The sequence below is a fragment of the Candidatus Methanoperedens nitratireducens genome, from assembly GCF_900196725.1.
GTDB classification, from domain to species: Archaea; Halobacteriota; Methanosarcinia; order Methanosarcinales; family Methanoperedenaceae; genus Methanoperedens; species Methanoperedens nitroreducens_A.
Genome location: NZ_FZMP01000108.1, coordinates 1 through 2,872, shown reverse-complemented (window position 1 = coordinate 2,872; position 2,872 = coordinate 1). Strand labels below are relative to the sequence as shown.

Annotated in this window: 3 protein-coding genes and 1 pseudogene; all 4 read left to right on the top strand. The window is 45.9% G+C overall.

What is annotated here, in order from left to right; genetic code table 11:
- Positions 1-312: pseudogene (locus MNV_RS20150) on the top strand (hypothetical protein); the annotation flags it as partial.
- Between the two features lie 45 nt (positions 313-357).
- Entirely contained in the window at positions 358-1,143 is a 786-nt protein-coding gene (gene surE / locus MNV_RS07845) for a 5'/3'-nucleotidase SurE (protein WP_096205020.1), read from the top strand.
- A 12-nt stretch (positions 1,144-1,155) separates the two neighbouring features.
- Complete coding sequence (locus tag MNV_RS07840) at positions 1,156-2,304, top strand: DUF362 domain-containing protein (RefSeq protein WP_096205019.1); 1,149 nt, start codon at positions 1,156-1,158, stop codon at positions 2,302-2,304.
- Positions 2,305-2,400: 96 nt separating this feature from the next.
- Positions 2,401-2,832, top strand: a complete 432-nt coding sequence (locus tag MNV_RS07835) for a hypothetical protein (RefSeq protein ID WP_218837942.1) — start codon at positions 2,401-2,403, stop codon at positions 2,830-2,832.
- Positions 2,833-2,872 lie beyond the last annotated feature (40 nt).

Sequence of the window (2,872 nt, the reverse complement as noted above, 5' to 3'; positions counted from 1 at the left end):
TTTACACTTAAAAATTTATCTGAGACCCCTATTCTTATAGAGATTTGTAGTGGGTTTGGCAACGAATATGAATATACAGCCAACAACATCTTTCGCAGGAAGATATCACCCCCGTGCCCAAAATGTGGATGTCGCATGGTTGATAACGGTTTTAACGAATACACCAAAAGCGGTCTTGGTGCAGTAAAAATCGGCAAATATCTATGCAAGCAATGCAACGAAACGCCGGAAGAGGATGTTATCAAAATCTTTGGCAAGGACAAATACGGAGAAGCGCTTTTCGTGCCCGCGGAGAATGCCCCGGAGAATTGATCGTGAAACCACACATTTATTTTAACCGAAGCATATCTGACTACAATGAAAAAGATCCTCTTAACCAACGATGATGGCGTATATTCCACAGGTCTAAAAGCCGCATACGACAGTGTGAGCGACCTCGGAGAGATAATAGTCGTGGCACCTTCGACTCAAAAAAGCGGCGTAGGTAGGGGTATCTCGATATTCGAGCCCCTTCGCATATCGCGCGCCAGCATGAATGGTATTAAAGCCTACTCTGTCGGGGGAACGCCCACGGATGCCGTCATCCTGGGGATTTTCGCGGTACTGAAGGAGAAACCCGATCTTGTGTTATCAGGCTTCAACGTTGGCGAGAACATCAGCACGGATACTGTCACAACAAGCGGCACGATCGGGGCGGCACTTGAAGCTGCAAGTTACGGCATTCCCTCGATTGCTGCATCCATACAGGTCATTGACGAAGGGGATAAGTTCGATGACCACCGGGAATATACATATGACTTTGAGGTGGGAATCAAATTCGTAAACCGCATAGCTAGGAATGTGCTCAGGCGCGGGCTTCCTGACGGAGTGGATCTGCTGAACATCAACATCCCGCGGCATGCAACTATGGATACTGAGATCGAGATAACAAGACTGGCAAAAAAGATATTCATAACAGGCGTGGAAGAACGCCATGACCCCAGGGGCAGACCTTACTACTGGATAAATGGCGAGCTTATCCGGGATGCAGAGGAAGGGACGGATGTCAGGGCTGTCATGAAAAAAGGGCATATCTCGATAACGCCGCTCTCGCTTGATTCGACTGCAAGGGTGGATTTTAAGGAGATAGACGCATTGTTGTAATAAGGGGGATTAATGGTTAAAGTCTCAATCGTAAAATGTGGGAACTATGAGCATCAGAAAGTTAAAGAATCAATTCTTCAGAGCCTTGGACTGATAGGCGGGATAGGGAATATAATAAAACCCGGTGACAACGTGCTGCTCAAAGTAAATGTAATAATAGGCTTCCCACCTGAGCGGGCTGCGACCACGCATCCTGCTATCGTGGGAGCGATGACCGAAATAGTAAGAGAAGCGGGCGGAGTTCCCTGGGTAGGGGACAGTTCTGGTGCTTATGGCTACACGGCGCAGTCGCTTGAGCTATGTGGAATAAAGAAAGCTTGTGAAGAGTATGGAGGCAGGCTTATCAATTTTGAATCAACAGGCACATATCCGGTAAAGGTCAATGGCAAAGTTTTAACAACTATCAATATCGCAAAGCCGGCAATCGATTGTGACGTGCTTGTTTCCCTGCCTAAAATGAAAACCCATCAGCTCACGAAATATACGGGCGCAGTAAAAAATTTTTACGGCGTAATACCGGGTTCGGGCAAGGCCAGGATACACAAGCAGGCACCTACGGAGGAACGGTTAAGCGAGGCTTTAGTAGATATCTATTCCGCTCTAAAACCCAGGCTTGCTGTCATGGACGGCATAGTGGGTATGGAAGGTGAAGGCCCCACGAACGGGACCCCGATACAATCGGGCATGATCTTATCAAGCACTGATTGCGTGGCGCTTGATGCTGTTGCCTCCGGGATTATGGGATTCCCGCACAGGGATATCTTAACAACGCGCTTTGCGCATGAGCGGGGGCTCGGAACAGGTGAGCTTGACCGGATCGAAGTTACCGGGGAAAAAATCGGTGATGTTAAAGCGGACTTTAAAAAATCGAAGTATTTATATTACAAATTGCCAGGGTTTTTAGGTAAATGGGTATTTAAATATGCAGAGAATGTATCATGGGTTGAGATATCGGAAAAAGAATGTAAAAAATGCAAAATTTGCTTTAACAGCTGCCCTGCATCAGCGATCACATTAGAGCCGCGCCCTTTTATTGACAGGGAAAAATGCATAAAATGCTACTGCTGCCACGAGCTGTGCAGGAACGGCGCGGTAAAACTGAAAAATTCGTATCTGGGGAGGCTGTTCATGGAAAGGTCAGGGTACATGCCAGAAAGCTGATAATGTGGCTGATTTGGACGGTAAGGAATAGTTTAATACTTCAGGGTGCATAATAAATAATGGTAAAACATGATTTTAAACTTTCAGCTTATAAATGTGGAATCCAAGGTATACTCAAGCTCTGAAGATATCAGGAAATACAAGAACATTAACATAAATTATGATATTAATCTTAGAAATCCCTCCCTGGTGGCACAGAACACTCCGTTCGGGGAGAAATCAGTGCTCAGGGTGGAGTACACTTTCGCTATAAACTACCTGAGCCCGAATATCGGTCATATAAGGTTTGAGGGGTTATCTGATTATTACAGCGAAGAGGATTTAAAAGACTTAAAAGATAAATGGGATTCCGGAAAAGCGCCCGGGGATGTCCAGAACGAGATCGCAAATACCATGGTGGCTAACCTGGCGCCTCTTGCGCTGCTTTTATCAAAAGCACTCGGGCTACCCCCATCGATGCCGGTTCCTGTTATCAACTTCCAGCAGATGCAGAAGAAAAAAGAAGAGCCGACATATTATCATGGATGATCAAAGAGATGCGAGGTAAAAAATATGTCAAAACTTAAAA

Coding starts and splice junctions, on each gene's coding strand:
- surE (WP_096205020.1), top strand. CDS start 358: ATGAAAAAGATCCTCTTAACCAACGATGATGGCGTATATTCCACAGGT.
- MNV_RS07840 (WP_096205019.1), top strand. CDS start 1,156: ATGGTTAAAGTCTCAATCGTAAAATGTGGGAACTATGAGCATCAGAAA.